The following is a 23,022-nucleotide window of genomic DNA, read 5'->3' as shown; positions in this document are numbered from 1 at the left end:
CTGCTCCGCCGATCAGAGATTTTCAATCATTAGGTGCCCGCCTGCTTTGTGTCGGGTGCGCCAATCGGTTCGGGTGAAACGCACGGTTTCCGGCAGCGCCGGCGCGGCGGTCGGTGGCGCGCCTATATCAAGGCGGACACCAATCCTCGGGACATCCGACATGAAATCCATCGGCTTCCTCTCCTTCGGCCATTGGTCTGACACCGCCGGCTCGCAGACCCGCTCCGCGCAGGACGTGCTCCTCCAGTCGATCGACCTTGCGGTGGCGGCCGAGCAGCTCGGGCTCGACGGCGCCTATTTCCGCGTCCACCATTTCGCGCGCCAGCTCGCCTCGCCTTTCCCCCTGCTCGCCGCGGTGGGGGCGAGGACCAGCCGCATCGAGATCGGCACCGGCGTGATCGACATGCGCTACGAGAACCCCTTCTACATGGCGGAGGATGCGGGCGCGGCGGACCTGATCGCCGGCGGCCGGCTCCAGCTCGGCATTAGCCGCGGCTCGCCCGAGCAGGTGATCGATGGCTGGCGCCACTTCGGCTTCGCACCCGCGGAGGGTGAGAGCGACGCCGACATGGGCCGCCGCCACGCCGAGGTGTTCTTGGAGCTGCTCAAGGGCGAGGGCTTCGCCCGTCCCAATCCGCGGCCGATGTTCCCCAACCCGCCCGGCCTTCTCCGGCTGGAACCGCATTCGGCGGGACTGCGCGAGCGGATCTGGTGGGGCTCCGCTTCCGACGCGACCGCGGTGCGGGCGGCGCAGCAGGGCATGAACCTGCAGAGCTCGACGCTCAAGGCGGACGAGACCGGCGAGCCGTTCCACGTCCAGCAGGCCAGGCAGATCCGCGCCTATCGTCAGGCCTGGGCGGAGGCGGGCCATTCCCGCAGCCCGCGCGTCTCGGTGTCGCGCTCGATCTTCGCGCTGACCAACGATACCGACCGTGCGTATTTCGGGCGGGGCGACAGCAGCGATCAGGTGGGCGTGATCGACAACATGCGCGCGGTGTTCGGCCGCTCCTACGCCGCCGAGCCAGACCGGCTGATCGAGCAGCTCCGCGCTGACGAGGCGATCGCGGAGGCGGATACTTTGCTGCTCACCGTGCCCAACCAGCTTGGCGTCGAGTATAACGCGCATGTGCTGGAGAGCATGCTGACCCACGTCGCGCCCGCGCTCGGCTGGCGCTGACGGGAATGGCTGGGGCGGCAGGATTCGAACCTGCGAATGCCGGTACCAAAAACCGGTGCCTTACCGCTTGGCGACGCCCCAATGTGCCGGAAGGCGGGCCTTATAGCCGCGCCTTCCGGCATGGGAAGCCCTGCCCGTCAGATCAGGCGATCCGGCGCAGCCAACCGTGCGCATCGAGAGCGCGGCCGCGCTGGATGGCGCTGAGCGTGTCGAGCATGCGCTGCGTGGTCTGGCCGGTCGCGCCGCTGCCGACGGTGAAGGCATAGTCCGGTCCCGCCACCTTGCCGATCGGTGTCACCACCGCGGCGGTGCCGCAGGCGAAGCTTTCCACCAGCCGACCGCTCTCGGCATCGGCGCGCCACTGGTCGATCGAATACAGCTCCTCGCGCACCGTCAGCCCGGCGTCGCGCGCGAGTTGCAGGATCGAATCGCGGGTGATGCCGGGCAGGATGGTGCCGGTCAGCGGCGGCGTGACGATGCTGCCGTCGTCGAACACGAAGAAGATGTTCATCCCGCCGAGCTCCTCCACCCAGCGGCGCTCGGCCGCGTCGAGGAACACCACCTGGTCGTGGCCGCGGCGGATCGCCTCCTGCTGCGCGACCAGACTAGCGGCGTAATTGCCGCCGCACTTGGCATCGCCGGTCCCGCCGATCGCGGCACGCGAATAGTCGTGGCTCACCCACAAGGAGACCGGCCGCGCCCCGCCCTTCCAGTACGAGCCCGCCGACGACGCCAGCACCATGTACAAGTACTCGGACGCCGGCTTGACGCCCAGGAACACCTCGCTCGCGATCAGGAACGGGCGCAGGTACAGAGAGCCGCCGTCGATCGTCGGGATCCAGTCCTTCTCGGCCTTTACCAGCGCCTCGATCGAACCAAGGAACACGTCCTCGGGCAGCTCGGGCATCGCCATCCGCCGGGCGGAGGCCTGGAAACGGCGTGCATTCGCCTCGGGGCGGAACAGCGCCAGGCCACCATCGTCGAGGCGATAGGCCTTAAGACCTTCGAAGATCTCCTGCGCGTAGTGGAGCACTGCGGTTGCCGGATCGACGGTCAGCGGCTTGCGCGCGCTGATCTCGGCGCCGTGCCAGCCTTCCGCCTCGGACCAGCGCACCACCGCCATGTGATCGGTGAACACGCGCCCGAAACCGGGGTCTACGATGCGGGCGTTCCGCTCGCTGGCGGGAACCGGCGCGGGGTGCGGAACGATGGGAAAGTCCACGGCTGCTTACTCCTTGTTGCCGGATCGGCGGGTCGCGGCACGGGTTGCGGTGGAAAAGGGGCGATGGCAAGGCCGGTCAACATGACTGCCCAACCTCAGTCCGCTTCTCCGCTGTTCCTGCGCGAGCCCGAGATCCGCCGCGGCCTCGAACTTCTGTATTTCGGCAACAGCCACGTCACCCGATCGATCGATCGCGGGCTGGGCCAGATGGGCCTCGGCCGCGCGCATCACCGTGCGCTCTATTTCATCGCGCGACGCCCGGACATGACGGTCAGCGACCTGCTGGCGCTGCTCGCCATCACCAAACAGTCGCTGGGCCGGGTGTTGAACGAGCTGACCGAGCGCGGCTTCGTCGAATCGCGCCCCGGCGATCGGGACCGGCGCCAGCGGCTGCTGCGGCTGACGCCCAGCGGCAAAGCCCTAGAAGCAGACCTGTACGACGCACTGCGTGCGAAGCTCTCGGCCGCGTACCAGAAGGCCGGGCAAGAGGCGGTGGGCGGGTTCTGGGCAGTGCTGGAAGGGCTGATCCCGGAAAACGAATTCCCGCGCGTCGAGGCACTGCGGCGGGGCTGAACAGCCGCGCGACCAATCAGCGCGCGGCGGCCGCCAGTTCCGCATTGCGCTGGCGCGAGGCCCGCAGCGTATCGGCAAGCAGCCGCTTCAGCGCGTCGCCTTCATCAAGCACGTTGAGCCCGGCGCGCGTGGAGCCGCCCGGGCTGGCGACGCGATCCGCCAGCGTTGCGGGTGCATCCGCGGTGCCCATCGCCATGCGCGCGCTGCCCTCCACCGTCGCCAGTGCCAGCCGCATCGCCTGATCGGCGGGCAGGCCCAGCGCTGCGCCCGCTTCCGCCAACGCATCGACGAAGCGGAACAGGAAGGCAGGGCCGCAGCCGGAGAGTGCAGTGACCGCATCGAACAGCGGCTCGTCGGCGATCCATTCCACCGTGCCGAGCGGCCGGGCGAGCGTCTCGGCAAGCACGCGCGCGTCTGGGTCGTCGGCGGCACCGTGCAGCGCGGTGACGCCGGCGCCGAGCGCGACGGGCAGGTTGGGCATCGCGCGTACCACCGCCGCAGCCCCGGTCAGGGGCGCAAGCGTGGCGATCTCCACCCCGGCGAGGATCGAAAGAAGCAGCTGCGGAGCGAGCGACGCCAGCGCGGGCGCGACCTGGCCGAGCTGCTGGGGCTTCATCCCCAGCATGACAATGTCGAACGCCTCGCCGGCGGGGATCGCCGCCACGCCGCGCACACCGTTCGGCAGCGCTCGCCCACTCGGGCTCACCACCGTCACCTGTGCGGGCTCGAGGCCGCTCGCCAGCCAGCGACCAAGCATCGCGCCGCCCATGTTGCCGGCGCCGACCAGCAGCAGCCTGCCCTCGATCATCGCGGGATCAGGCCTCGCCCTGCGTCTCGATCAGCGCTGCGGCGAGTGCCTCTTTGGGTGTCTTGCCGCCCCACAGCACGAACTGGAACACCGGGTAGAAGCGCTCGCATTCGTCGATCGCCGAATCGACCAACAGCTCGGCGCCCGACAGCGACAAGGTCGCCTCGTCTTCGCCGTCAATCATCGCGGCGTGGCGGTAGAGCAGGATGCCGCTGGAGGACCAGAGCTCGAAATGGCCGATCCACAGCTGCTCGTTAACCAGCCCGATCGCCTCGTAGACCGCCGTGCGCCGATCCTCGGGCACCTTGATGTCCGGAAAGGCGAGCAACTGCACCACCGAATCCTCATCGCGCCACAAGGCGCGCAGCTCATATTCGGTCCAGCTGCCCTTGGCGGTGGCGACGATCTCGTCCTCCGACCGCTCATAGGTCCAGCCGTGCGCGGCGTAGAAGCTTTCGAGCATGTCGATCGGGGCCGCGGCCTCCGACGTGTAATCGGCTTCGTCGAGCATATCGGCCGCTATCGCACGGAACCCCGGCGGCGCAAAGCGATCACGCCCGCTCCGCCAGCTTCGCCTCCAGCGCCTCGACGCGCGCGCGCAGCGCGTCCGCCTCGTCGCGTGCGGCGACAGCCATCGCCTTGGTCGCCTCGAATTCGTCGCGGCTGACGAAGTCGAGCCCGCCGATCCAGTCGCGCGCTCGCGCCCGGGCGCCCGCCTCGGCCTCGCGGCCCATGCCGGCCAGCGTGCCCATGGCGCCGTTCATCACCTTGGCCAGATCGTTGAAGAGGCGGTTCTCGGTCTGCATGGTTTTTCCTTTGCTAGCCGATCACTTGGGACGTGCCGGTGCGCGGCACAAGGGTTTCGGCCTCCGGGTTGAGCTGGCCGATCCGCCAGGTCAGCACGCCTGCGAAGCTGATCCAGACAAGGTACGGCACCATCAGCCACGCCGCCAGCGCGCGCACCCGCGCGAACGCCACCGTGGCGGCGATCGCCAGCGCCAGCATCGCCGCGATCACCAGCGTTGCCAGCCCCACCTTGTGCAGCCCGAAGAACACCGGCGTCCAGGCGAGATTGAGCACGAACTGCGCCCCGAACAGCGCCAGCGCCACGCCACGCCCCCGCGCCCCGCGGGCATTGAGCACCACCGCCAGCGCCAGCCCCATCAGCACATACAGCGTGGTCCAGGCGATCGGAAAGGCGATCGGCGGCGGCGTCACCGCCGGCTTGGCGAGCGCCAGATACCACGGGCTCTCCGTCCCCACCGGCACGCTGCGCCCGGACAGGAAGCCGAGCAGCACCACGCCGGGCACCGTCACCAGCGCCCAGCGCAGGAACGACATCCGAAGCTGCCCCCGGGACGCGATCTCACCCACCCACGAACTCCTGGCCGATTTGGGAGCGCGCCTCATGGCGCGTCGCGGGGCTCCGGTAAATGGCCCCCCTTCGGGTGAGACGAATTGAGACAGTTGAGGCGCAGACGCCATTTCGCGCGCGACGCGGCGGGAGGCGCCGGCGACGCGACACCGACGCGACAGGTGTGCGACAGGTGTGCGCCACGCTTCTGGCCCGGGCGGGACCGTGCGTCGCATCGGTGGGGAAGAGAGCGGCGGCATGTGCACAAGGATGTATCATGGGGCACGTGTTGTAGGACAGCGATGCCTCGGGACGCTGCGCCCTCCTCCTCCGTCAAGCTGCGCGTGTCTCCCCACGGGGCGGCGAGGATCAAGGAAGACGTTGCTCCGCCGCCAGCAGGAACTCCACATTGCCCTCCGGCCCCGTGATCGGGCTGGTCTCCACGCCCGCCACCCGCCAGCCGCGGCCTTCGACCCAGTCCGTCACCTCCTGGCACACCCGCGCGTGCACCGCGGGGTCACGCACCACGCCGCCCTTGCCCACTTCCTCGCGCCCGGCCTCGAACTGCGGCTTGACCAGTGCCATCAGCCGCGCGCCCTCGCGCGCGAAGCCGAGCGGCACCTCCAGCACCTTCGCCAGCGCGATGAAGCTCGCATCGCATACCACCAGGTCCACCGGCTCGGGCACGTGCGCGCCGGTCAGCACGCGCGCGCTGGTCTGTTCGCGGACGATCACGCGCGGGTCCTGGCGCAGCTTCCAGGCGAGCTGGTTGGTGCCGCTGTCCACCGCATAGACGCGCGCGGCGCCGCGCGTGAGCAGCACGTCGGTGAAGCCGCCCGTCGACGACCCCACGTCGATCGCCACCGCGCCGGTCACGTCCCAGCCGAAATGATCCAGCCCGTGGGCCAGCTTGATGCCGCCGCGCGACACCCAGGGATGGTCGCGCCCGCGCACCTCGACCGCGGCGTCGCCGGCGATCTGTTCGCCGGGCTTGGCGACCTTGCGCTCGCCCGCGAACACCAGCCCCGCCATCACCAGCGCCTGCGCGCGCGTCCGCGATTCGGCGAGCCCGCGCTCGACGAGAAGCTGATCGATCCGCACCTTGGCCATGCCCGCCGTATCGCGTCCGCATCGATCCGTCGCAACCCGCGAACCGCCGGTCGCCAAGCCATTGTCCATCGAGTAAGTAGGAATTAGTTGGAGAGCGGGGCGAGGCTGTGGACGGCGTACCCCCTAGAGCGATCGCCACGGCCTCGTCCCGCCCTCAGGAGAGTGGCCATGACACGGTTCAGTGAACAGCCCAGCGCCTCGATTCTCACCGTCCCCGGCCTCGGCGGCTCGGGCCCGGCGCACTGGCAGACCCTGTGGGAACAGGCGCGCCCTGATACCGCGCGGGTGGAACTGGGTATGTGGTCCACGCCGCATCGCAATGCCTGGGTCACGAAGCTCGACCGCGCAGTCGCCACCGCGCAGGCGCCGGTGATTCTCGCCGCGCATTCGCTGGGCTGCCTCGCCGTGGCCTGGTGGGCGGCGTTGTCGCCTCAACCCTATGGCTGGCCGGTTGCCGGCGCGCTGCTGGTCGCGCCGGCCGACGTCGACGCGAAAGACGCCAAGCCGGAATTGTGCGCCTTCGCTCCGGCGCCGCGGCTCACCCTGCCCTTTCCCTCCATCGTGGTCGCCTCCAGCGACGATCCCTGGTGCACGCTCGATCAGGCGCACAGCCTCGCCGTGGACTGGGGCAGCCATTTCGTCGATCTCGGCGCGCAAGGCCATCTCAACGCGGCGAGCGGCATCGGCTGGTGGCCGGAAGGGCAGGAACTGCTCGACCGGGTGATCCTCGCTGCGGGTGCGCGCGGCGGCGAGCCGGCCACGCCGCGTGACGCCCGCGCCATCCTGGCGGTCAGCACCACCGAGGCGGCGCAGCGCCACTATCTGGGCTAAGGATCAGGCCGCGGCGGCGCCCTGGACACAGGCACCGCACCGGCCCCGCACCTCGATCACCGGGCGGACGGGCTGGAACCCCGAAGCGCTCGCCGCCTCGCGCACGCCGCGGGTGATCGTGTCGTCGTCCAGGTGCGTGATCTGCCCGCAGGCGTCGCAGACCAGGAAGATGCAATCGTGTCGGCAGTCCGGGTGAGCATTGGCGACATAAGCGTTGGCGCTCTCCACCCGGCTGGCGAGATTGGCGGCCACGAACACGTCGAGGATGCGGTATACGCTGTTCGCAGCGACCCGCCGGTTCTCGGCGCGGCTGACCGTCTCGGCGATGTCATAAGCGGAAGCCGGCCGCTCCGCGGCGGCGAGCGCGCGATACACGCTCTCGCGCATTGCGGTCCATTGCTCTCCCGCCCGGCCGAGCGACGCGCGCGCAGCCTCGACGAGATCCTGACCATGGGGTTCGTGATGCTGGTGGGCGTGTGCCATGGTGAGGAAGGTAAGCGGTGCGCGGGCGCCCTGCAACTCGCACGGCAATGGCCTTAATCCTTCCCCCGAGGGGGAGGAACGCCTCTATCCTAGGCGATCGCGCCAACACGTCGAGGCTATCGGTAGCTAGATTCTATCTGGAACGCGCCTACCCCGCGAAACGCCGGTTCAGATAATGCCCCACCGCCAGCACGGAGACGCCCAGCACGGTCCACACCGTCTCGGCCCAACCGTGCGGCACCATCAAGCCGCCGGCCATCATCGCCAAGCCTGCCGCGCCGATGCCAAGCGGCAGCAGGCGGCCGTGATGGAACAGGCCACGCCCAAGCGCCACTGCGCCCAGCGCGATCGCGAGTGCCAGCCCTGCCTCGTGGATCCACGATTCGGTCAGCAGCCCGCCCGCCGCGGACACCACCGCCAGCAAGGTCGCGGTGGCGAGGCAATGGACCACGCACAGGCCCGAGAGCAGGATAGCGAGGCGGTCGAGCGCGGGGCCGCGTGAAAGGCGAGATGAATTCGGCAAGATCGGCTCCACATAGCGCGGCACCGCACACGTTACAATATATCATGTGAGCGATTTGCTTGGCGCTTTGTTCCCGAAGGCGTATCGCCCGGGGATGCTCCAGGTCAGTTCCGCCTATGTCTCGGGCGCGCGGCCACGACTGCTCGCGCGGTGGCTGTGGTTCGTCGCCGCGTTGATCGTCGCCATGGTGGTGGTAGGCGGCATCACCCGCCTCACCGAATCGGGGCTGTCGATCACCCGCTGGAAGCCGATCAGCGGCATCGTCCCGCCCCTCAACGCCGCGCAATGGGAGGCGGAGTTCGCCGCCTATCGCCGGATCCCCGAATATCGGGAGATCAACGCGGGCATGACGCTCGCCGGATTCAAGGCGATCTTCTTCTGGGAGTATCTGCACCGCCTGCTCGGCCGGGTGATCGGCATGGCCTTTGCGCTGCCGCTGCTCTGGTTCGCGCTGCGGCGGCAGGTGCCGCGCGGCTATGGCTGGCGGCTGGTGGCGCTGCTCGCGCTCGGCGGGCTCCAAGGCGCGATCGGCTGGTGGATGGTGACCAGCGGCCTCTCGGTGCGCACGGACGTCAGCCATCTGCGGCTCGCGGTGCATCTGGTCACCGCGCTGGTGATTCTGGGCGGCGTCGTCTGGACCGCGCTCGATCTGGAGGCGCTGGCGCAGAACACGCGCGCGCGGCCAGCCGGCATGCCGCCGCTGGGCTGGGCGGCGTTGGCGTTGCTGTTCGTCCAGATGATCTGGGGCGCGTTCACCGCCGGGCTGGACGCGGGCTATGCCTTTTCCAGCTGGCCGCTGATGGGCGAACGGCTGTTCCCGGAGGGCGGCTGGCAGGCGGGCTGGAGCTGGGCGCGCAATCTCGTCGACAATCCGATCGCCGTGCAGTTCGTCCACCGCTGGCTCGCCCTTGTCGCCGCGGCGGCGCTGATCGCGCTGGCGTGGCGCGCGCGCCGCGTCGCCGGCCGCGGCTGGAGCGAGATGCTGGTCGTGCTGGTGCTGCTACAGATCGCGCTAGGCATCTCCACCCTGCTCACCGGCGTCGCGATCGGCGTGGCGGTGGCGCACCAGGCCAATGCGGCACTGCTGGTGATCGCGGCGGTGGGCGCGGCGCACGCCTGCAACCGTCGGGTATGATTTTACCCGTCGTGAAAACCGCTGATTTGCTTGACTTGACGCACCTCTGACGGCATCTGGCGGTCACGCGCTGGTCCGCAAGGGCCGGCGCATTTGCTTTTGCATAGATGAGGGCTGCCATGAAGGCGCTGATGAAGACCACCAAGTCGGCCAAGCCGCACGAGGTGGAGAAGAAGTGGCACATCGTCGACGCCACCGACCTGGTGGTCGGCCGCGCCGCGGTGGTGATCGCCAACGTGCTGCGCGGCAAGCACAAGACCAGCTTCACCCCGCATGTCGACTGCGGTGACAATGTCATCGTGATCAACGCGGACAAGGTGCGCTTCACCGGCAACAAGACCGGTCAGAAGGTCTATTACAAGCACACCGGCTATGCCGGCGGCATCAAGGGCATAACCGCTGCCAAGGTTCTCGAAGGCCGCTTCCCGGAGCGCGTCCTGGAGAAGGCCGTGGAGCGCATGATCCCGCGCGGCCCGCTCGGCCGCCAGCAGATGCGCAACCTGCGCATCTTCAAGGGCAGCGAGCATCCGCACGCCGCGCAGAACCCCGAAGTCCTCGACATCGCGGCGATGAGCCGCAAGAACAAGGTGGGCCAGTAATGTCCGACAACCGCCAGTCGCTCGCCGACCTCGGCGCCGCGCTCCAGCAGCAGCGCGACGCGGTCGAGACCGCTTCCGATGACCGGGCCGAGGCCTATCTGGCCGGCCAGATCGAGGAGCCGGTGCAGCGCGCTCCGCTGCGTGCGCAGGAGCTCGACAAGTACGGCCGTGCCTATGCCACCGGCCGCCGCAAGGATGCGGTCGCCCGCGTGTGGCTCAAGCCCGGCTCGGGCAAGATCACGGTCAACGGCCGCGACCAGGAGGTCTATTTCGCGCGTCCGACGCTGCGTCTCGTCATCAACCAGGTGTTCGGCATCACCGAGCGTGAGGGCCAGTATGACGTGATCTGCACCGTCAAGGGCGGCGGCCTCTCGGGCCAGGCCGGCGCGGTGAAGCACGGCATCAGCCAGGCGCTCACCAAGTTTGAGCCGGCGCTGCGCTCGCCCGTCAAGGCGGCCGGCTTCCTCACCCGCGACAGCCGCGCGGTGGAGCGTAAGAAGTACGGCCGCGCCAAGGCGCGTCGCAGCTTCCAGTTCTCCAAGCGCTGATGCGGCTTGGGGCAGCGACGCTGCTCCATGGCTCGCATCCAGCCGGGCAGCGAAACCAGAAGGGGCGTTTCCGCAAGGAGGCGCCCTTTTCGCATGTGGCCGATGCAAAAAGGTGGGGCGGCACCGTCAGGTGCCACCCCGTCAGGTGACCGGGAGAGGGGTCCGACTTAAAGCCTGAAGTCCGCAGCGGTGAGATCGACCAGCCCGTCGAGCCGAATCACGAAGTCGGACACGCGATCGCCGTTGGTGTCGCCGGACACGAAGGTGTTGCCGTCGATATGGCTGAAACGCAACTCGCCGGCCTCGCCCGAGAAGCGCGCCTCGCCGATAAAGGTGAAGGCGTCATCCGCATCGCTGGAGACGATCGCGTCGAGGTTGCCGAGCACGATGCGATCGCCCTGGCTCTGTGAGAAGTCGGTGATCCGGTCTGCGCGGGCACGGGTTGCGCCGGTGTGGTCTTCATCAAAGATGAAGCGATCAGCACTTGCGCCGCCGGTCAGCACGTCGATTCCGGCGCCGCCCATCAGGGTATCGTTGCCGGCGCCACCATCCAGATGGTCCCGACCACCGCCCGAGTTCAGCCGGTCGGCGCCGTTGCCGCCATCGAGCACGTCGTTACCGCCACTCGTCTTGATCGAATCGTCACCACCGCCGGCATCGACGTTCGCGCCTGCGCGACCGACGTTGGCGATGATGAACTCATCGGCGAAGGCGGTACCCTTCACCGACGCGACGATCTCGAAGCCGCCCAGCGTGCCGGTGAGCAGCGGCAGATCGAGCTGGATCAGCCCGCCCAGGCCGATGTCCACACCCAGCGTCATTGTCCGGAAGTCCGCGTTGACGCCCTCATCCGCGCTTGACAGGTTCAGGTGAACGGTGTCGCGCCCGGTGCCGCCGTTCAGCATGTCGCCCGCGGTTCCGTAGATGATGTCGTCGCCGGCGCCTCCGTTAACCGCGTCGGTCGCCCCGTCATCGATGTTGCTCAGCGCGCCGGCGTACAGCGTATCGTTGCCCGTTCCGCCATCGATCGAGTCCGCTCCGCCGCCGCCGACCACCACGTCGTTGCCAGCCAGGGCCAGGATCAGATCGCTTTGCAGCGTGCCGCCGATCTCATCCTCTTCCAAGGTTCCGGTCAAAATTGCCATGTCTTCGATCCTTCCTAAGGTGTCGAAGCAATCGGAATGCCCGTCGGCAGTCCCCCGCTTCCTCATGCTGGAAGCATCACGGGGCCGACCGCGGAAACTCCATGCTCCACCCGGAAGAGTCGGCTGTGCCGATTGCGGCGCACTGGGCGAATCTGGTGAACAAAGCTTTAGCGTTTCCGGCAAGTCACTGAATTCGCGCACCACCGTGTCCACTGTGGTGGTAATCGGGCGTTTGCAGCTTTACGGAGATGTAAACGAGAGGTTCACTGGCCAGGATAGCCCGGGAAACGATCCGTTTCGCGAAACGGGCGAGTCGCCCAGTCGCGACGGTTTCTCTTAGACTGGCTTTGCAGCGCGGCCGGCGAGATCCACGACATATTGCCAGGCGACCCGACCGGACCGGCTTCCCCGCCGGGTGGCCCATTGGATCGCCTCAGCGGGATCGAATGCCAGATCATGGTGCGCCGCATAGCCGCGTACGATCGCCAGATACGCGTCCTGATCCAGCACGTGGAACCCGAGGCTGAGGCCGAAGCGGTCCGCGAGTGCGAGTTCGTCATCCACCGCGTCGCGCGGATTGATCGCGCTCGCCTGCGCCGCAATGTCGCGCGGCAGCAGGTGGCGACGGTTGGAGGTGACGGTGAGACGGGCGTTGAGAGGACGTGCTTCCGCGCCGCCTTCGAGTAGCGACCGGAGTGCGCGCGCATCGGCTGCGGCATCGAAGCCGAGATCATCGAGGAAGATCACAAAGGCCCGTGGCGCGGGCGCAATCATGGTGAACAGCGCGGGCAGGGTGTCGATCCGCTCCGCCGCGACCTCGATCAGCCCCAGCGCGCCGCCCTGTGCCTGCACCGCGCCGACCGCGGCCTTGACCAGCGCCGACTTGCCCGTGCCGCGCGCACCCCACAACAAGACATCCTGCGCCGCATGCCCGCGCGCCAGCCGCTGCAGGTTGGCAAGCAGCGCCGCCTTCTGCGCGTCGACGTTCTGCAGCAGATTGAGCGGGAGCGGGGCGAAGGCGCGCGCGGGCGCGAGATGATCGCCGCGCCAGACATAAGCGGGGTGCGCCAGAAGGTCAGGCACTGCCGGCGGGGGTGGAGAGAGGCGCTCTAGGGCGGCGGCGATCCGGTCAAGAGGGTCCATGAGCGCAGCGCATTAGCGCCCGCGCTACATCGCCCGCAACAGCGCCAGCGCCGCCTTGCGGTCGCCGAACCGCGGATCGGCGAGCGCCCGCATGATCGCGGCGCGCGCGGCGATCGGCTTACCCGCCTCGGCGAGCAACTGCCCCTGGTGCCAGCGCGCGACGGGGTCGTCCGGCGCAAGCGCGACGGCCTTGCGGGCGAGCTGGAGCGCCAAGGGCACGTCGCCGGCCTGGTAGAGCGCCCAACCATAGGAGTCCGCCACCGCCGCGTTCATCGGCGCAAGCGCATAGGCGGCGCGGGCAAAACGCAACGCGCGCGCCGGATCGCCGCCCGCCACCTCCGCACGCGCCAGTGCCGCGAGCAGCATTGCATCGCGCGCGCCGATCGACAGGCGCAACCGGTCAAGCGTTTCCAGCGCGGACGCCCAGTCGCCGGCATCGCCCTGCACGTTGGCGGCGAGCCGATCCGCGAGGGGGCTTGCGGGGTTCTGCGTGAAATAGAGTTCCAGCGCCCGCGCGGCGACCTGCGGCTGCCGCGCCGCCGCGGCCGCCTCGATCAGCCGCAGCAAGGTGGGCGCGGTGAAGCTGAGGCTTGCCGCGCCGCGATAAGCGGTCAGCGCCTGTACCGGCCTGCCACCGGCGGTCAGCACGTCGCCGACGAGCAGCTGCGCTGCGGGGGCGCCCGGGGCTGCGCGGGCGAGAGCGAGCGCCTGCGCCAGCGCGTCCTCCATCCGTCCCGCCTCGACCAGCCCACGGACATATTCGACCACCTTGGCCGGATCGCCGGGCGACTGGAGCATGGCGAGTTCCAGGACCGGCAGGGCATCGTCATTGCCGAAGGGCGCTGAGCCCCCCGGGCTGGTGGCGCTCGCCCGATCGAAAAGGCGCGCCGCCCAGCCGCGTTCGCCCGTTGCCTCGAAGGCGCGCGCGACGATCCGCAGCGTATAGCTGTCCGCATCGGCGCGCAGCGCGATCGGGCGCAGGGTCGCAAGCGCCGCCTTGGCATCGCCTGCCCGCCACTGCGCCGACCCGAGCAGCCGCCGCGCGACGACGTTCATCGGCTGGCGCGCTACCAGCTCACTCCAAGACCCGATCGCCTGCTGCGGCCGATCCTGCGCATAGTCGAGCGCACCCGCGAGCAGCAGCGCCCCGGGCATGCCATCGACGCCCCCGTCGCTGCGCGCCAGCATGGCACGGGCAAGATCATACTGGCCGGACCGGGCGGCCATCACCGCCAGCAGGTAGAAGGCCTGCGGGCTGCCTGGCCGCGCAGCAAGCGCCGCGCGCGTCGCGGCGAGCATCTCGACATGGCGGCCCATCTCGCCCAGCGTCGCGGCCTCCTCGATCAGTGCGGCAGGAAAAGCTGCGTCGCGTTGCAGCGCGGCGCGGAACCACGGCAGCGACGCGGTGAGGCCGTAGCGAGAGCGCACCAGCTCGCCGGCAAGGGTCAGCACCTCGGGATCAGTGCGATCGAGCGCGACGGCCCGCGCCGCCGCATCCCACGCTCCGGCGAGATCGCCGGCCCCGAAGCGAATGCGGCCAAGATCGGTCCATGTTTCCGCCGAACGCGGATAGCGCGCCAGCACCCCCACCAGCAGGCCCTCCGCCCTGCCCGCGTCTCCCTCGTCCGCCGCGATGCGCGCCTCCACGCGCGCAGCATAGGCGCGGAACCGGGGTGAACTGCGCCGCACGGCGCGGAGGGCGGCGTCCGCATCGCCGGCAAGCCAGTACGCGCGGGCAAGAAGGTGGCGCACCCTGGCCGGCGGATAGCCGAGCGTCAGTGCCCGTTCGGCCGCACCCACCGCCGCGGGCCCGTCGCCAAGCGCGACGGCGGCGCGGGCGAGCATCGCCTGCGCGGCGGCCCAGTCAGGCCGGCCGCTCGCCGCCTCCTGTGCCCGGTTCCGGGCGGTGGAATAGTCGCCCCGCTCCAGCGCCGACGCACCCGCAGCGAGCGCCTCGACCGGGTCCGGCGCAGTGGCGCGGTGCGCGACGATCATGATCACGGCGAGCCCGAGCAGCAGCGCTGTAAGAACCGCCAGCCGCCGGAGTGTGCCGAGCGTCATCCGGTCGCGGAAAAAGTGTTCCAGCGACCGGCTCCGCCGCTGGATACGCCGGCGCCCTCGCAGCAGCGGGTAGCGCGCCGGCATGTCAAGCATTCAGGTCGTAGGTCTTGAGCAGGTCGTACAGGGTCGGACGGCTGACGCCGAGCAGGCGCGCGGTGTTGGAGATGTTGCCATCGGCACGCGCCAGCGCATGGCGGATGACCTGCCGGTCGGTCGCTTCACGCGCGGCGCGCAGGTTGATCGGCTCAGCGCTCGGCTCGGCGAGATCGAGATCCAGCGCGGTAATCCGCGATCCGTCCGCCATTATCACCGCGCGCTTCACGCGGTTCTCCAGCTCCCGTACGTTGCCGGGCCACGACCAGCCGTCTAGCGCGGTGACCGCATCGGCGGTCAGCCCGGCGACCGACCGGCGCATCGCCTTGGCGTGATGTTGGATGAAATGCCGCGCCAGCAGCACCGCGTCACCGGGCCGCTCGGCGAGCGACGGGATGCGCACCACGATCTCCGCGAGGCGGTAGTAGAGATCCTCGCGGAAGTTGCCGTCTGCCACCATGGCGTCGATGTCGCGGTGGGTAGCACAAATGATGCGGGTGTCGACGGGTATGGCGCGTCGCCCGCCGATCCGCTCGATCACACGCTCCTGAAGAAAGCGCAGCAGCTTGACCTGGAGCGACAGCGGCACGTCGCCAATCTCGTCCAGGAACAGGGTGCCGCCATGCGCGAGCTCGATCTTGCCCTCGGTGGTCTTGATCGCGCCGGTGAAGGCGCCCTTCTCATGCCCGAACAGCTCGCTTTCGAGCAGGGTCTCCGGAATAGCACCGCAGTTGATCGCCACAAACGCGCCGCGACGCCCCGACGTCTCATGCAGGCCGCGCGCCAGCAATTCCTTGCCGCTGCCGCTCGCCCCCAGCAGCATAACCGACACGTTGGCGGGGGCGACGCGCTCCACCGTGCGCATCACCTTCATCATCTCGGGCGCGGCGGTGATCAGGCCGCCAAGGCCAGGCCCTGCGACCCGCTCGGCAAGCCGCCGGTTCTCGGCTTCGAGCGCATGGACGTGGAAGGCGCGGCTGACGATCAGGCCGAGCGCGTCAATATCGATCGGCTTCGAGTAGAAGTCCCAGGCGCCCTCGGCGATCGCCCGCAACGCGCTCTCGCGGGCGCCATGGCCGGAGGCGACGATCACCTTGGTATCGGGCTTGAGCGCCAGGATGTCGGCAAGCGTGGCAAACCCCTCGGTGGTGCCGTCCGGATCGGGCGGCAGACCGAGGTCGAGCGTCACCACCGCCGGTTCGTGCAGGCGCATCATGTCGATCGCCGAGGCGCGGTCATGCGCCACCACCACCTCATAGCCTTCGTATGCCCAGCGGAGCTGCCGCTGCAACCCGAGGTCATCCTCCACGATCAGCAGCGTCTGCGTCACGCCGCCCTCCCGACGCTCAGTTCGCTCATATCCAGCCCCTCGCCTGCCGCGATCGGCAGCAGGACGGTGAAGCATGTTCCCTGCCCTTCCCGGCTCATCACGGTCACTTCCCCGCCCATCGCCTCGGCCAGCTGCCGGGCCTCGAACGCGCCGATGCCGAAACCGCCCGGTTTCATCGAGTCGAACGGCTTGAACAGGCGATCCCGCACGAACGCGGCGCTCATGCCGCTGCCCCGATCGCGCACCTCCACCGCCACGCGCGCGCCTTCGCGATGCGCGGAAAGCACGACCGGCGCATCCGGCACACTCGCCTCGACCGCATTCTGGACCAGATGATCGACCAGCGTCTCCAGCGCCCCGGGTGCCGCCCGCACGGTCACCGCCTCGGCTTCGACGTGCACCGGGTGCTGACTCCGGCGCCGGTCGGCGATCCGGGTCAGCAGCGGCGCCACTGCGACCGCCTGGCTCGCCTCGTGCGGCCGCGGCCCCCGCTGGCCCAGGCGGGACAGCAGCATGGTCATCCGGTCGGACGTCTCGCGCAGCGTTGCGACCATGTCGGCGCGGAAATCGGGATTGTCGGCGTGCCGCTCCGCATTGCGGGCGACCAACGTCACCTGGCTGACCAGATTCTTGATGTCGTGAAGTATGAAGGCGAACCGGCGGTTGAACTCGTCGAAACGCGCGGCCTCGGCGAGTGCCGATCGAGCGCGATCCTCGGCAAGGTAGCTCGCGGCCTGGCGCCCTGCGACGCCGAGCAGGTCAAAATCCTCCCAATCGAGCCCGCGGTCCACCGCCGGACGGGCGAGCACGATTGCACCGGTCAGGCGGGCGTCATGGACCAGCGGCACGATCGCCCAGGCGTCGGCGTGATCGAGGATCCATCCGGGCACATGGCCGGCATCAGCCGGGTCGCGCCCACCGCGGACCGCATCCAGCTCTATGATGCGGTGGGTGGCGGCGAGATGCCGGAACAGGGGGGCGCCGGCCACCTCCTCGGCGCCCGTCCAGTTCCAGCGGGCGGCGAGCAGGAGCGCTTCGCCATCGGGCACCAGCAGCAGACCAGCAGTCGAATCGGTGATATCCGCCACCGCCTTCACGACGCGCTGGTCCAGCTGCTCCTCCCCTCCCGGTGCGCCAAGCGTTTCCGTGAAGCGCAGCCACTCGGCGCGATAATCGTAGCGATGTGAGAACAGGTGCTTTGCCACCAGCACCTTCGCCCAAGCGCGCAGCCAAGGCGTGGAGGCGATGGTGAGCAATGCGGCGGCCGAACCGAACACCAAAGCGGTCTGCACCATGCGCGCGTTCGCGCCGCCGAAGTCGCCAATCACACCCATCGCGATGCCGGTCAGCGCGGCGTAGAGCCCCAGACCGACCACCGACAGCGACTGCAGCGCCACCGTGCGCGACAACTGGAGCTGCATCGCCCTTCGCTGGCTGGCCAGCGCCAGCATCGGCGCCAGCGCGAGCAGGGCGACGCCGCGCGCGGCGATCACTGCCGGCGGCCACGTCCCCGCGATCCAGGCGCCGGCATAGACCGATAGGTCGGTAATCCAGAGACTGGCCGCGGCCAACGCGGCCAGTCGCGCCGCGGTGCGGCCGCGCAGCGCCGGCCCCTGGAACAGGTCGCGCAACAGGACCAGCGCACCCATCGCGGCGATGATGCGCAGCACGAGCCGGGCGCTGTCGATCGCCGCCTTCGCCTCGACGCTGACCTGCTCCCAGGTCCCCGCCGCGACCGTCAGGGACAGCGTCAGCACGAGAACGGCGGACACCACCACGTACAGCGCGACGATCGGCCGATCCGGGCGCGTCCCGCCGGTCCAGGCGAGCGCAATCATCAGGCCCAGCCAGCCGAGCTGTCGCAGGGTTTCGGTAAGGCGCGTCACGACGTCGCCGAAGCCGATCCCGGCCACCGCAAGCGACCAGAGCGCAGTCAGCGTCAGCGCCACTGCGAGCCGCCCGCCCGGCAGCGCCGATGCGCCCGGCCGGGCCTGCGCAGCGGCGAGGACGGCGAAGAGCAGCGCGGCGAGCGCGTGGATCCAGAGGATCAGGTCCTGCACGTCAGCGCGCGCCGTCGGGCCAGAGCACGACGCGCAGCGTCTGGAGCAGGATCAGCAGGTCCAGGAACGGCGAGTAGTTCTTGGCGTAGTAAAGGTCGTATTCCAGCTTGTGGCGGGCATCCTCGATCGAGGCTCCATAGGGGTAGTTGATCTGCGCCCAGCCGGTGATGCCCGGCTTCACCATATGCCGCTCGGCATAGAAGGGCAGCTCGCGCTCCAGGTCCTCGACGAACTGCGGCCGCTCGGGTCGGGGCCCGACGAAGCTCATCTCGCCCTTCAGCACGCTCCAGCATTGCGGGAGTTCATCGATGCGCACCTTGCGGATGAAGCGACCGATCCGGGTGATGCGCGGATCGTCCTTCTCGGCCCACACTGCCTTGCCCGCGACCTCGGCATCCTGACGCATCGAGCGCAGCTTCAGAATCTCGAAGGGCTCGTTGTAGAGGCCGACGCGACGCTGGCGATAGAAGGCAGGACCGGCGCTCTCCACCTTCACCAGCACCGCGAACAGCGCGATCACTGGCGCGGCGAAGAGCAGCAACGCCAGACTGGCCGTCACGTCGAACATCCGCTTCACCGCGCTGGAGATCATTCGTCCAGAGGAGAAGCCGTCCGAGAAGATCAGCCACGACGGATTGACGCTCTGGAGATCAATGCGACCGGTCTCGCGCTCCAGGAAGGTGGAGATCTCGGTGACGTGGACGCCGGTGGTCTTGACGCGTAGCAGGTCTTTAAGCGGCAGGGCGTTGCGGCGCTCCTCCAACGCCATCACCACCTCGGTGGCGTTGAGATCCACCACATGCTGCGCGAGATTGGGGATCGCCTGGCGCGGCACCGCGTCTTGGATCGGTTCGGCTTCGCCCATCGCGATCAGGCCGGCGACGACATAGCTGGCACCCGGCCGCTCCGCGAGCCGGACGATGCGCGCGGCGCGATTGCCCGCACCCAGCATTACCACCCGTCGCTTGAGCCGCTCGCTGCCGATCAGCCGCCCGAACAGCAGCCGCACCAGCACCAGGCCGCAAACCGAGAGCACCATCGCGACGAACAGGTTGGAACGCCAGAAGGCGAGGCCCGGAACCAGAAAGAAGATCACTGACTGGACGATCACGCCAAGGGACACCGCCACAAGCACCCGCGCCACGGCGAAGCGCATGGAATGCAGCGAGTCCGGGCCGTAGCCGCCTACCGCGACCATCGCGATCTCCAGCGAAGCGGCAAAGACCAGGATCTGCGGCAGGCGGCTGAGCACCGGCTCCACCTCCATGCCGATCTGCCAGGCGCGGATCAGCCAGCCGAGCTCGCCCGCGATCGCCAGCACGCCGATGTCCAGCAGCGCCAGCACCAGCACGGCATTGGGAACATAGTGCTTGAACAGCCTTACCATCGCGCCGCGTTCCACCCAGCGTCTGAAACTGTAAGCTTTTCCGACGCTCGCCGGCTGTTGCAGAAAATGGCAAACAAACCCTCAACATGCCGGCATTGCGGCGCGGCGGCGGCCTGCTAAGGCGCGGGGACGAAGGAGAAGTCCCGATGTCGCCCGTCACCATCGTCCCCGTCATCCTGTCCGGCGGATCGGGCACGCGGCTGTGGCCGATGTCGCGCCCGGAGCGGCCCAAGCAGCTGCTACCTTTGACCGCCGAGGAGACGATGCTCCAGCTCACCGCCCGCCGCACCGCGGGTGAGCGCTTCGGCAAGCCGATCGTCGTGGCGAACGCGCGCCACACAGAGGAGATCGAGGAGCAGCTGCGCGGCGTCAGCATTGAGGATGCGACGCTGATCCTGGAGCCGGTCGCGCGCAACACCGCTCCGGCGATCGCGCTGGCCGCTCTGGCGGCGCCTGACGCCGCGGCACCGATCCTGGTGATGCCGTCCGACCATGTTATCGAGGACGTCGACGCCTTCCACGCCGCGATTCAGGCCGCGCTGCCGATGGTGGAGGAACGTTGGCTGGTGACGTTCGGGATCACGCCAGACGCGCCCGAGACCGGATACGGCTACATCAAGATCGGCGAAGAGATCGCGGCGGGCGTGCACCGGGTCGCGCGCTTCGTCGAGAAGCCCAAGCGTGATGCCGCCGAAGCGATGATCGCCGGGGGAGACCATGCCTGGAACGGCGGCATCTTCCTGTTCCGCGCGGATGCCTTCCTGGACGCGCTGGCGATCCATGATCCGGCGATGCTCGCCGCCTGCCGCCACGCCATGGCCGCGGCCGAGCGCGACGGGGCACGGCTGCGCCCGGATGCCAGGGCATTCAGCGAGGCGCCGTCGGAGTCGATCGACTATGCCGTGATGGAGAAAGCCGATCGGGTGGCCGTGGTGCCCGTGACCATGGGCTGGAACGATGTCGGCAGCTGGGATGCGCTGCACACGATCAGCGCGCTGGACGAGGCGGGGAACGCGCACCGCGGCGAGGTGATCGCGTTGGACACCAGCAACTGCCTGGTCCGCACCGATGGCGCGAGGGTGGCGATGGTGGGGGTCAAGGACCTGATCGTGGTGGCGAGCGGCGACGACATCCTGATCCTGCCGCGCGGCCGCAGCCAGGAGGTGAAGCAGCTGCTGGAGGCGATGAAGGGGTGATCAGTCGCGAGCGAATATCTCGGAATGGGGAATGGTTAGGCTGAGCGACGGCAGGTGGAGATCCTCGCCAGGCTGAAGCCAGTCATCCGCCCAGCCCGTCTTACCGGTCCGTCGCACAAGACGAACACGCTCCGATTCTGGATCAACGAAGACGATTTCCTGCGTTCCGGCCAAATCGCGATATTCATCGAGCTTAGTTTTTTGATCGTGACGTGAGGTGGAAGGCGACAATACCTCGAATAGCGCACGTGGATCACCAAGCAGCTTCTTCTGCGCGTTTTCAGGCGAGCCCGGATTGTTGCAGTGGATGCTGACGTCCGGAAAACGCACCGAGCGATCGGCAGTCTGCGCGGCGAAGTCCGATCCGTAGGGACGACAGCCGGTACCGCGCAGCCGCGGCATCAGGCTGGCGATCAGGTTTGCCGCAATCCGGGCATGCGCTTCGTCGCCACCCGCCATCATGTAGATCAGGCCATCTTCAAGCTCGGCCTTCGCGTCGCCGAAGTCCATGTCGAGGAACTCCTCGACGGAGATACGACGATAGGCGGGATCGAGGGCGATGCTGGCCATGACCGGAGAATACCGCACCGTCTCCAACAAGAGAAGGGCCGGGCGCCTGGTGGCGTCCGGCCCTTTCGTCAGGCAACCGGCGACGGCGAAGCCGCCGCCATGACGTCGGACGGGATCGGCTGCGCCGCCCCGCCGGCCGTTCCGATTTCGTGTCGGGCGGAGCGTTCGCTCCGCCCGTCCGAAATCAGAAGTCCATGCCGCCCATGCCGCCCATGCCGCCGCCGCCGGGCATGGCCGGAGCCTTGTCCTCGGGCAGCTCGGCAACGGTCGCCTCGGTGGTGATGAGGAGACCCGCCACCGACGCGGCGTTCTGGAGCGCGGTACGGACGACCTTGGTCGGGTCGATCACGCCCGCCGACACCAGGTTCTCATAGGTGTCGGTGGCGGCGTTGAAGCCGTAGGACGTATCGGTCTGGTCGAGCAGCTTGCCCGAGACGACCGCGCCGTCCTGGCCGGCGTTCATCGCGATCTGGCGGACCAGCGCGGTGAGCGACTTGCGGACGATGTCCACGCCGCGGGTCTGGTCGTCGTTCTCGCCCTTCAGGCCCTCGAGCGCCTTGGTGGCATAGAGCAGCGCGGTGCCGCCGCCCGGAACGATGCCCTCTTCCACGGCCGCGCGAGTGGCGTGCAGCGCGTCGTCGACGCGGTCCTTACGCTCCTTCACCTCGACCTCGGTCGCACCGCCGACCTTGATGACGGCCACACCGCCGGCCAGCTTCGCCAGACGCTCCTGGAGCTTCTCGCGGTCATAGTCGGAGGTGGTCACCTCGATCTGCTGGCGGATCGCCTCGACGCGGCCCTTGATCGCGGACTCTTCACCGGCGCCGTCGACGATGGTGGTGTTGTCCTTGTCGATCGACACGCGCTTGGCGGTGCCCAGCATGCCGAGCGTGACGCTCTCGAGCTTGATGCCGAGATCCTCGGAGACGACTTCGCCCTTGGTGAGGATCGCGATGTCCTCGAGCATCGCCTTGCGGCGATCGCCGAAGCCCGGTGCCTTGACGGCCGCGACCTTCAGGCCGCCGCGCAGCTTGTTGACGACGAGCGTGGCCAGCGCCTCGCCCTCGATGTCCTCGGCGATGATCAGCAGCGGGCGACCCGACTGCACGACTGCTTCCAGGATCGGGAGCATCGCCTGCAGGTTCGACAGCTTCTTCTCGTGGATCAGGATGTACGGGTCGTTGAGCTCGACCTGCATCTTTTCCGGGTTGGTGATGAAGTACGGCGACAGGTAGCCGCGGTCGAACTGCATGCCCTCGACGACGTCCAGCTCGAACTCGAGGCCCTTGGCCTCCTCGACGGTGATGACGCCTTCCTTGCCGACCTTCTCCATCGCTTCCGCGATCTTCTCGCCGACTTCCTTGTCGCCGTTCGCGGAGATGATGCCGACCTGGGCGATCTCCTGCGAGCCCGCGACGGGCTTGGAGCGCGCCTTGACGTCCTCAACGACCTTCAGGACGGCCTGGTCGATGCCGCGCTTGAGGTCCATCGGGTTCATGCCGGCGGCGACCGACTTCATGCCCTCGCGCACGATCGCCTGGGCGAGCACGGTCGCGGTGGTGGTGCCGTCACCGGCGATGTCGTTGGTCTTCGAGGCCACTTCGCGCACCATCTGCGCGCCCATGTTCTCGAACTTGTCCTTGAGCTCGATCTCCTTGGCGACGGTGACGCCGT

At 68.7% G+C, this 23,022-nt stretch carries 23 protein-coding genes and 1 tRNA gene; 7 read left to right on the top strand and 17 right to left on the bottom strand.

Annotated features, from left to right (window positions below):
• Window positions 1-160: 160 nt before the first annotated feature.
• Window positions 161-1,177: an LLM class flavin-dependent oxidoreductase gene (locus ACFDTH_RS11550; RefSeq protein ID WP_375287674.1), complete on the top strand. Its 1,017-nt coding sequence runs from the start codon at window positions 161-163 to the stop codon at window positions 1,175-1,177.
• 6 nt (window positions 1,178-1,183) lie between these two features.
• Here ACFDTH_RS11550 and ACFDTH_RS11545 read toward each other — a convergent pair.
• Window positions 1,184-1,258 (bottom strand) — tRNA-Gln (locus ACFDTH_RS11545).
• Window positions 1,259-1,319: 61 nt separating this feature from the next.
• On the bottom strand, window positions 1,320-2,399 hold the full coding sequence (locus ACFDTH_RS11540) for a branched-chain amino acid aminotransferase (protein ID WP_375287673.1): 1,080 nt from the start codon (window positions 2,397-2,399) through the stop codon (window positions 1,320-1,322).
• Window positions 2,400-2,480: 81 nt separating this feature from the next.
• Between ACFDTH_RS11540 and ACFDTH_RS11535 the strand changes: the two genes are divergently transcribed.
• Window positions 2,481-2,972: a MarR family winged helix-turn-helix transcriptional regulator gene (locus tag ACFDTH_RS11535; protein WP_375287672.1), complete on the top strand. Its 492-nt coding sequence runs from the start codon at window positions 2,481-2,483 to the stop codon at window positions 2,970-2,972.
• Between the two features lie 16 nt (window positions 2,973-2,988).
• On the opposite strand, the gene proC is transcribed toward ACFDTH_RS11535, so the two are convergent.
• From proC to ACFDTH_RS11510, 5 genes are all read right to left on the bottom strand, one after another.
• On the bottom strand, window positions 2,989-3,780 hold the full coding sequence (gene proC, locus ACFDTH_RS11530; protein ID WP_375287671.1) for a pyrroline-5-carboxylate reductase: 792 nt from the start codon (window positions 3,778-3,780) through the stop codon (window positions 2,989-2,991).
• 7 nt (window positions 3,781-3,787) lie between these two features.
• Complete coding sequence (locus ACFDTH_RS11525; RefSeq protein ID WP_375287670.1) at window positions 3,788-4,291, bottom strand: YbjN domain-containing protein; 504 nt, start codon at window positions 4,289-4,291, stop codon at window positions 3,788-3,790.
• Window positions 4,292-4,331: 40 nt separating this feature from the next.
• Complete coding sequence (locus ACFDTH_RS11520) at window positions 4,332-4,586, bottom strand: accessory factor UbiK family protein (RefSeq protein ID WP_375287669.1); 255 nt, start codon at window positions 4,584-4,586, stop codon at window positions 4,332-4,334.
• A 13-nt stretch (window positions 4,587-4,599) separates the two neighbouring features.
• On the bottom strand, window positions 4,600-5,121 hold the full coding sequence (locus ACFDTH_RS11515; RefSeq protein WP_375287668.1) for a TspO/MBR family protein: 522 nt from the start codon (window positions 5,119-5,121) through the stop codon (window positions 4,600-4,602).
• A 382-nt stretch (window positions 5,122-5,503) separates the two neighbouring features.
• Window positions 5,504-6,244 (bottom strand): TlyA family RNA methyltransferase, encoded by a 741-nt coding sequence (locus ACFDTH_RS11510; protein ID WP_375287667.1) that lies wholly within the window; start codon window positions 6,242-6,244, stop codon window positions 5,504-5,506.
• A gap of 168 nt (window positions 6,245-6,412) precedes the next feature.
• Between ACFDTH_RS11510 and ACFDTH_RS11505 the strand changes: the two genes are divergently transcribed.
• Complete coding sequence (locus ACFDTH_RS11505) at window positions 6,413-7,075, top strand: RBBP9/YdeN family alpha/beta hydrolase (RefSeq protein WP_375287666.1); 663 nt, start codon at window positions 6,413-6,415, stop codon at window positions 7,073-7,075.
• A 3-nt stretch (window positions 7,076-7,078) separates the two neighbouring features.
• On the opposite strand, the gene ACFDTH_RS11500 is transcribed toward ACFDTH_RS11505, so the two are convergent.
• The gene (locus ACFDTH_RS11500) at window positions 7,079-7,558 is read right to left on the bottom strand and encodes a Fur family transcriptional regulator (RefSeq protein ID WP_375287665.1); all 480 of its coding nucleotides are present in this window, start codon (window positions 7,556-7,558) and stop codon (window positions 7,079-7,081) included.
• 148 nt (window positions 7,559-7,706) lie between these two features.
• Complete coding sequence (locus ACFDTH_RS11495; protein ID WP_375287664.1) at window positions 7,707-8,081, bottom strand: MerC domain-containing protein; 375 nt, start codon at window positions 8,079-8,081, stop codon at window positions 7,707-7,709.
• 94 nt (window positions 8,082-8,175) lie between these two features.
• On the opposite strand from ACFDTH_RS11495, the gene ACFDTH_RS11490 reads away from it, so the two are divergent.
• From ACFDTH_RS11490 to rpsI, 3 genes are all read left to right on the top strand, one after another.
• Complete coding sequence (locus tag ACFDTH_RS11490; RefSeq protein WP_375287676.1) at window positions 8,176-9,216, top strand: COX15/CtaA family protein; 1,041 nt, start codon at window positions 8,176-8,178, stop codon at window positions 9,214-9,216.
• A 119-nt stretch (window positions 9,217-9,335) separates the two neighbouring features.
• Window positions 9,336-9,815 carry a 50S ribosomal protein L13 gene (rplM, locus tag ACFDTH_RS11485; protein WP_375287675.1) on the top strand — a complete coding sequence of 160 codons (480 nt, stop codon included), beginning with the start codon at window positions 9,336-9,338 and terminating at the stop codon, window positions 9,813-9,815.
• Entirely contained in the window at window positions 9,815-10,363 is a 549-nt protein-coding gene (rpsI, locus tag ACFDTH_RS11480) for a 30S ribosomal protein S9 (protein ID WP_375287663.1), read from the top strand. Before rplM ends, rpsI begins: the two co-directional genes overlap by 1 nt.
• A 167-nt stretch (window positions 10,364-10,530) precedes the next feature.
• Here the strand turns inward: rpsI and ACFDTH_RS11475 are convergent, their stop codons facing one another.
• The 6 genes from ACFDTH_RS11475 to ACFDTH_RS11450 all read right to left on the bottom strand — a co-directional run bounded on the left by ACFDTH_RS11475 (window position 10,531) and on the right by ACFDTH_RS11450 (window position 19,582).
• Window positions 10,531-11,721, bottom strand: coding sequence for a calcium-binding protein (locus tag ACFDTH_RS11475; protein WP_375287662.1), 1,191 nt, complete (start codon window positions 11,719-11,721; stop codon window positions 10,531-10,533).
• Window positions 11,722-11,844: 123 nt separating this feature from the next.
• On the bottom strand, window positions 11,845-12,651 hold the full coding sequence (locus ACFDTH_RS11470) for an ATP-binding protein (protein WP_375287661.1): 807 nt from the start codon (window positions 12,649-12,651) through the stop codon (window positions 11,845-11,847).
• A 24-nt stretch (window positions 12,652-12,675) separates the two neighbouring features.
• Window positions 12,676-14,805 (bottom strand): tetratricopeptide repeat protein, encoded by a 2,130-nt coding sequence (locus ACFDTH_RS11465; RefSeq protein ID WP_375287660.1) that lies wholly within the window; start codon window positions 14,803-14,805, stop codon window positions 12,676-12,678.
• Window positions 14,798-16,135, bottom strand: coding sequence for a PEP-CTERM-box response regulator transcription factor (prsR, locus tag ACFDTH_RS11460; RefSeq protein WP_375287659.1), 1,338 nt, complete (start codon window positions 16,133-16,135; stop codon window positions 14,798-14,800). The genes ACFDTH_RS11465 and prsR overlap by 8 nt, the downstream gene beginning before the upstream one ends.
• Window positions 16,132-18,195 (bottom strand): XrtA/PEP-CTERM system histidine kinase PrsK, encoded by a 2,064-nt coding sequence (gene prsK / locus ACFDTH_RS11455; RefSeq protein WP_375287658.1) that lies wholly within the window; start codon window positions 18,193-18,195, stop codon window positions 16,132-16,134. Before prsK ends, prsR begins: the two co-directional genes overlap by 4 nt.
• 1 nt (window position 18,196) lies before the next feature.
• The gene (locus ACFDTH_RS11450) at window positions 18,197-19,582 is read right to left on the bottom strand and encodes a TIGR03013 family XrtA/PEP-CTERM system glycosyltransferase (RefSeq protein WP_375287657.1); all 1,386 of its coding nucleotides are present in this window, start codon (window positions 19,580-19,582) and stop codon (window positions 18,197-18,199) included.
• 146 nt (window positions 19,583-19,728) lie between these two features.
• Between ACFDTH_RS11450 and ACFDTH_RS11445 the strand changes: the two genes are divergently transcribed.
• Window positions 19,729-20,778, top strand: coding sequence for a mannose-1-phosphate guanylyltransferase/mannose-6-phosphate isomerase (locus ACFDTH_RS11445; protein WP_375287656.1), 1,050 nt, complete (start codon window positions 19,729-19,731; stop codon window positions 20,776-20,778).
• On the opposite strand, the gene ACFDTH_RS11440 is transcribed toward ACFDTH_RS11445, so the two are convergent.
• Window positions 20,779-21,348: a Uma2 family endonuclease gene (locus ACFDTH_RS11440; protein WP_375287655.1), complete on the bottom strand. Its 570-nt coding sequence runs from the start codon at window positions 21,346-21,348 to the stop codon at window positions 20,779-20,781.
• Window positions 21,349-21,532: 184 nt separating this feature from the next.
• A partial coding sequence (gene groL, locus ACFDTH_RS11435) for a chaperonin GroEL (RefSeq protein ID WP_375287654.1) occupies window positions 21,533-23,022 on the bottom strand: 1,490 nt, incomplete at its 5' end.

The sequence above is a fragment of the Sphingomonas sp. genome (assembly GCF_042096255.1).
Lineage (GTDB): Bacteria > Pseudomonadota > Alphaproteobacteria > Sphingomonadales > Sphingomonadaceae > Sphingomonas.
This window is presented reverse-complemented; position numbering and strand designations above follow the sequence as displayed.

Excerpts from the sequence above, each read along its gene's own strand:
- ACFDTH_RS11550 (WP_375287674.1), top strand. The coding sequence starts at position 161 with ATGAAATCCATCGGCTTCCTCTCCTTCGGCCATTGGTCTGACACCGCC.
- ACFDTH_RS11535 (WP_375287672.1), top strand. The coding sequence starts at position 2,481 with ATGACTGCCCAACCTCAGTCCGCTTCTCCGCTGTTCCTGCGCGAGCCC.
- proC (WP_375287671.1), bottom strand. The coding sequence starts at position 3,780 with ATGATCGAGGGCAGGCTGCTGCTGGTCGGCGCCGGCAACATGGGCGGC.
- ACFDTH_RS11525 (WP_375287670.1), bottom strand. The coding sequence starts at position 4,291 with ATGCTCGACGAAGCCGATTACACGTCGGAGGCCGCGGCCCCGATCGAC.
- ACFDTH_RS11520 (WP_375287669.1), bottom strand. The coding sequence starts at position 4,586 with ATGCAGACCGAGAACCGCCTCTTCAACGATCTGGCCAAGGTGATGAAC.
- ACFDTH_RS11515 (WP_375287668.1), bottom strand. The coding sequence starts at position 5,121 with ATGTCGTTCCTGCGCTGGGCGCTGGTGACGGTGCCCGGCGTGGTGCTG.
- ACFDTH_RS11510 (WP_375287667.1), bottom strand. The coding sequence starts at position 6,244 with ATGGCCAAGGTGCGGATCGATCAGCTTCTCGTCGAGCGCGGGCTCGCC.
- ACFDTH_RS11505 (WP_375287666.1), top strand. The coding sequence starts at position 6,413 with ATGACACGGTTCAGTGAACAGCCCAGCGCCTCGATTCTCACCGTCCCC.
- ACFDTH_RS11500 (WP_375287665.1), bottom strand. The coding sequence starts at position 7,558 with ATGGCACACGCCCACCAGCATCACGAACCCCATGGTCAGGATCTCGTC.
- ACFDTH_RS11490 (WP_375287676.1), top strand. The coding sequence starts at position 8,176 with ATGCTCCAGGTCAGTTCCGCCTATGTCTCGGGCGCGCGGCCACGACTG.
- rplM (WP_375287675.1), top strand. The coding sequence starts at position 9,336 with ATGAAGGCGCTGATGAAGACCACCAAGTCGGCCAAGCCGCACGAGGTG.
- rpsI (WP_375287663.1), top strand. The coding sequence starts at position 9,815 with ATGTCCGACAACCGCCAGTCGCTCGCCGACCTCGGCGCCGCGCTCCAG.
- ACFDTH_RS11470 (WP_375287661.1), bottom strand. The coding sequence starts at position 12,651 with ATGGACCCTCTTGACCGGATCGCCGCCGCCCTAGAGCGCCTCTCTCCA.
- ACFDTH_RS11465 (WP_375287660.1), bottom strand. The coding sequence starts at position 14,805 with ATGCTTGACATGCCGGCGCGCTACCCGCTGCTGCGAGGGCGCCGGCGT.
- ACFDTH_RS11450 (WP_375287657.1), bottom strand. The coding sequence starts at position 19,582 with ATGGTAAGGCTGTTCAAGCACTATGTTCCCAATGCCGTGCTGGTGCTG.
- ACFDTH_RS11445 (WP_375287656.1), top strand. The coding sequence starts at position 19,729 with ATGTCGCCCGTCACCATCGTCCCCGTCATCCTGTCCGGCGGATCGGGC.
- ACFDTH_RS11440 (WP_375287655.1), bottom strand. The coding sequence starts at position 21,348 with ATGGCCAGCATCGCCCTCGATCCCGCCTATCGTCGTATCTCCGTCGAG.